4 protein-coding genes are annotated in these 4349 nt (G+C 63.6%); all 4 read right to left on the reverse strand.

What is annotated here, in order from left to right; all coding sequences use genetic code 11:
* Positions 1 to 1062, reverse strand: a complete 1062-nt coding sequence (gene rfbB, locus KBA32_RS16490) for a dTDP-glucose 4,6-dehydratase (protein ID WP_294361315.1) — start codon at positions 1060 to 1062, stop codon at positions 1 to 3.
* 56 nt (positions 1063 to 1118) lie between these two features.
* Positions 1119 to 2555, reverse strand: a complete 1437-nt coding sequence (locus KBA32_RS16495; protein WP_294361318.1) for a mannose-1-phosphate guanylyltransferase/mannose-6-phosphate isomerase — start codon at positions 2553 to 2555, stop codon at positions 1119 to 1121.
* 58 nt (positions 2556 to 2613) lie between these two features.
* Complete coding sequence (locus tag KBA32_RS16500) at positions 2614 to 4026, reverse strand: phosphomannomutase (protein ID WP_294361320.1); 1413 nt, start codon at positions 4024 to 4026, stop codon at positions 2614 to 2616.
* A 56-nt stretch (positions 4027 to 4082) separates the two neighbouring features.
* On the reverse strand, positions 4083 to 4349 hold a 267-nt coding region (locus KBA32_RS16505; RefSeq protein WP_294361322.1), incomplete at its 5' end, for a hypothetical protein.

Here is a 4349-nt window from a genome sequence, read left to right on the forward strand (position 1 = left end):
TCAGGCGCCGTACTGCTGGGCGACCCAGTCGCGGTAGCTGCCGCTGAGCACGTTCTCGACCCAGGGTTGGTGGTCGAGATACCACCGGACGGTCTTGCGGATGCCGGTCTCGAAGGTCTCGGCGGGCTTCCAGCCGAGTTCGCGTTCGAGCTTGCCCGCGTCGATGGCGTAGCGACGGTCGTGGCCGGGGCGGTCGGTGACGTAGGTGATCTGCGCACTGTACGGTTGGCCGTCGGGGCGTGGGCGCAACTCATCGAGCAGGGCGCAAACCGTATGCACGATGTCGAGGTTGGGTTTTTCGTTCCAGCCGCCGACGTTGTACGTTTCGCCGACTCTCCCCTTTTCGAGCACGCAGCGGATGGCGCTGCAGTGGTCTTTCACATACAGCCAGTCGCGGATCTGCTGGCCGTCGCCGTAGACGGGCAAGGACTTGCCGGCGAGCGAGTTGACGATGAGGAGCGGGATCAGCTTTTCCGGGAAGTGGTAGGGGCCGTAGTTGTTCGAGCAGTTGGTGGTGAGCACCGGCAGGCCGTAGGTGTGGTGGTAGGCGCGCACGAGGTGGTCGGAGGCGGCCTTGGATGCTGAATACGGGCTGTTCGGCTCGTAACGGTGGGTTTCGGTAAACGCCGGATCATCCTTACTGAGCGAGCCATAGACTTCGTCGGTGGAGACGTGCAGGAGACGGAAGGCGGTCTTTCGCTCGTCAGGCAAACCGCCCCAGTAGGCGCGGATGGCTTCGAGCAGATGGAAGGTGCCGACGATGTTGGTCTGGATGAATTCGCCGGGGCCGTGGATGGAGCGGTCGACGTGCGATTCGGCGGCGAAGTTCACGACGGCGCGCGGCCGGTGCTCGGCGAGCAGGCGGCTGACGAGTTCAAAATCGCCGATGTCACCTTGGACGAAGACGTGGCGCGCATCACCGTCCAGGCTGGCGAGGTTCTCGCGGTTGCCGGCGTAGGTGAGCTTGTCGAGGGTGATGACCGGTTCGTCGGACTGGGCCAGCCAGTCCAGCACGAAGTTGCTGCCGATGAAGCCGGCGCCGCCGGTGACGAGTAGGGTCATGAGTGCTCCTTAGCGTGGCATGGCCAAAATGATGATCGCCCGATCGTCACGGGCGCCTAGCGCCCGTACACATCCTCGAAGCGCTCGATGTCGTCCTCGCCGAGGTACGACCCCGACTGTACTTCGATCATCTCGAGCGGAATGCGACCAGGATTCTCCAGACGGTGGTGCGTTCCCAGCGGAATGAAGGTTGATTCGTTCTCAGAGACGAGGAAGGTCGAGTCGCCGCGCGTGACCTTGGCCGTGCCGCGCACGACGATCCAGTGTTCGGCGCGGTGGTGGTGCATCTGCAGCGACAGGCACGAGCCCGGCTTGACAACGATGCGCTTGACCAGGAAACGCTCGCCGACGTCGACGCCGTCGTACGAGCCCCACGGCCGGTAGACCTTGCGGTGGAGGAGTCCCTCGGTGCGCCCTTCGCGCTTGAGGTGGTCGACGATCTCCTTCACCTCCTGCGTCCTGCTCTTGTGCGCGACCAGCACGGCGTCCGGCGTCTGCACGACGATCATGTCGTCGACACCGAGGCAGGCGAGCAGCCGCCCCTCGGATATCGCCAGCGTGTTGTGGCAACCGACCATGACCACGTCACCCTGGAGCACGTTTCCGTCTTCGTTCTTCGGCAGGACTTCCCACAGCGCGTCCCAGGCGCCGACGTCCGACCAGCCGGCCGAGAGCGGAATCACCACGCCGGGCGGCAGCGTGTCCGCGCCGCCGGCTAAACGCTCCATGACCGCGTAGTCGATCGAATCCTTCGGACATTGGGCAAACGCCTCCTTATCGACGCGCAGGAATTCGCCGTCGATCGAACCCCTCTCCCAGGCCTCGACGCAGGCCGCCAGAATGTCGCCGCGGCAGATCTCGATGGCGGCCAACCACACCGAGGCACGCATCATGAACAGGCCGCTGTTCCAGTAATACGAACCGTCATCGAGATAAACCTGCGCCGTCGCCAGATCCGGCTTCTCGACAAAGCGCGCAATGGCCCTGGCGCCGCCGTCGCCGAATTCGTCACCGCCTTGAATGTAGCCGTAGCCCGTCTCCGGCGAGTCGGGCGTGATGCCGAAGGTGACGATCGCGCCGCGCTCGGCGAGTCCGGCCCCTTGGCGTACCACCGACTGGAAAGCCGGTACGTCGAGAATGACGTGGTCGGATGGCATCACCAGCAGGATCGGGTCGCTGCCGTCGCGCATCGCCGCCAGCGCGGCCAAGGTTAGCGCCGGCGCCGTGTTGCGCCCAAACGGTTCGAGGACGATCGCCCCCGGTGTGCCCATCAGGCGCAACTGCTCGGCGATCACGAAGCGGTATTCCTCGTTGCAGACGACCATCGGCGCGGCGATTTCGAGTCCGGCGGTTCCCTCCACTCGGCGAACCGTCGCCTGCAGGAGAGAGTCGTCACCGACCAGCGGCAGCAGCTGCTTCGGGTATTTTTCGCGCGACAACGGCCACAGGCGCGTACCCGAGCCACCGGAGAGAACGACGGGTTGAATCAGCATGAACGATCTCCAAGGAAATGAATCGGCCTCTGGTTACAGCGCCAGTCGCAAGTGTAGGCTATCTGACTCGCCCCGACTCGAGTCGCTCCAGGCTGTCATGCACCAGCTGCGCTGCACGCGCTGGCGTCGCCGCCTCGGCATAACAGCGCAGTTCCGGCGCGTTGCCCGAGGGGCGGAAATGTACGATTTCGTCGCCTTTCAGCGTGATGCGCAGGCCATCGGTCTGGTCGAGGCCGATCGGTTTGCCGCACAGCCCGTCGAGCAGCGCTTCGATCGCAGCAGGCGACGCCGACAGCGTCTGCAGCAGTACGCGGCTCGTTTCGGTTGCGAAATTCTGCAGGCGATCGCTGGCGGTGAAGCGCGACGGTAGCCGCTTTTGCAGCGCTGAGACGGGAATGCCGGCTTCGCGCGCCATCGACAGGAGGCTCAGGATGGGCAACACGGCGTCGCGCGTAAGCAACGCCGCAAGGGTTCGCCCGTCCCGCTCGATAGGCGATCCGACGAGAAAGCCGCCGTTCGGCTCGAAGCCGACGACCTTGTCGATTCCGGCGCCGATCAATTGCTCGATCCCCTCGATCACGTAGGGCGAACCGATGCGCGTGCGCACGACGCGGGAAAAAGCGCCGCACGATTCGACGGCCGTGTTGCAACTCACCGTCGTCACGACTGCCTGCGCCCCGAGATATTGCGCGCACAAAATGCCAGCCACGTCGCCGCGGAACCAGTCACCATGCTCATCGCCCAAGAGCGGCCGGTCGGCGTCGCCGTCGGTCGATAGGATCGCATCGAAACCGTACTGTCCGGCCCAGCGGCGCGCTTGTGCAACATCGGCTTCGCTTACCGCCTCGGTATCGATCGGGACGAACTCGTCGACGCGGCCGAGCGAAACGACCTCCGCGCCCAGCGCGCGCAACAGTTCGCTCAGCAAATCGCGCCCCACGCTCGAATGCTCATAAAAACCCAGCTTCATGCCGGCGAGCGGTCCTGACGGGAAGAAGTCGAGATAACGCGCCATGTACATACGGTGCGCATCGGGTTTGGCCGGCGGCAACTCGGCGAGCAACCCATGCTTCGGGACCGAAATCACGGCATTGGCGATGGCTGCCTCGTCTGTCTTGGTGATTTCACCCGACGCGCTGTAGAACTTGATGCCGTTGCGGTCGAAAGGGATGTGGCTGCCGGTAATCATGACGGCGGGAATCTGTTGCGTCTGCGCGTAGAGGGCGAGCGCAGGCGTCGGGATTGTGCCGCACCAATCCACGCGCAGGCCCGCTGCCTGGATCGCTGCCGCGCAGGCCTCAGCGATCCGCGGGCTGCTCGGGCGCAGATCCATTGCCAAGGCCACGCCCCCTTTGCTTGCTGAAATGGCGTGCAGGAATGCCGCCGTGTACGCGTAGCAGACTTCGTCGCTCATGTCGGCAACCAGCCCGCGCGCACCACTGGTGCCGAAGCGGACGCCGCTGGAAGCCATAAGCTCTCTGATTCTCGTGCGACTATCTGCGGTACTCATGCTGACTATCTCCGATGTCATTCTTCTGCTTGCTGGATCGTGGTCACGGTCAGCGTTTTGGCCGCGTCCCAAGACGAAATTGATGTCCGGCAGGATAAATTCCAGATTCTGACGGATGAACGGCATTGCCGCCAGCCATCATCAGGCATGGATCCGTGCTGAAGTGCAAATCTTGTCTTGGGAAAAAGAAAAAGGCACCGGGAACAAAGTTCCAAGTGCCTGGTTTCTATGGAATACGTGGTAGGGCGTGAAGGGATCGAACCTTCGACAAACGGATTAAGAGT

Origin of the sequence: Propionivibrio sp. (genome assembly GCF_017995515.1) — a bacterium.
Lineage (GTDB): Bacteria > Pseudomonadota > Gammaproteobacteria > Burkholderiales > Rhodocyclaceae > Propionivibrio.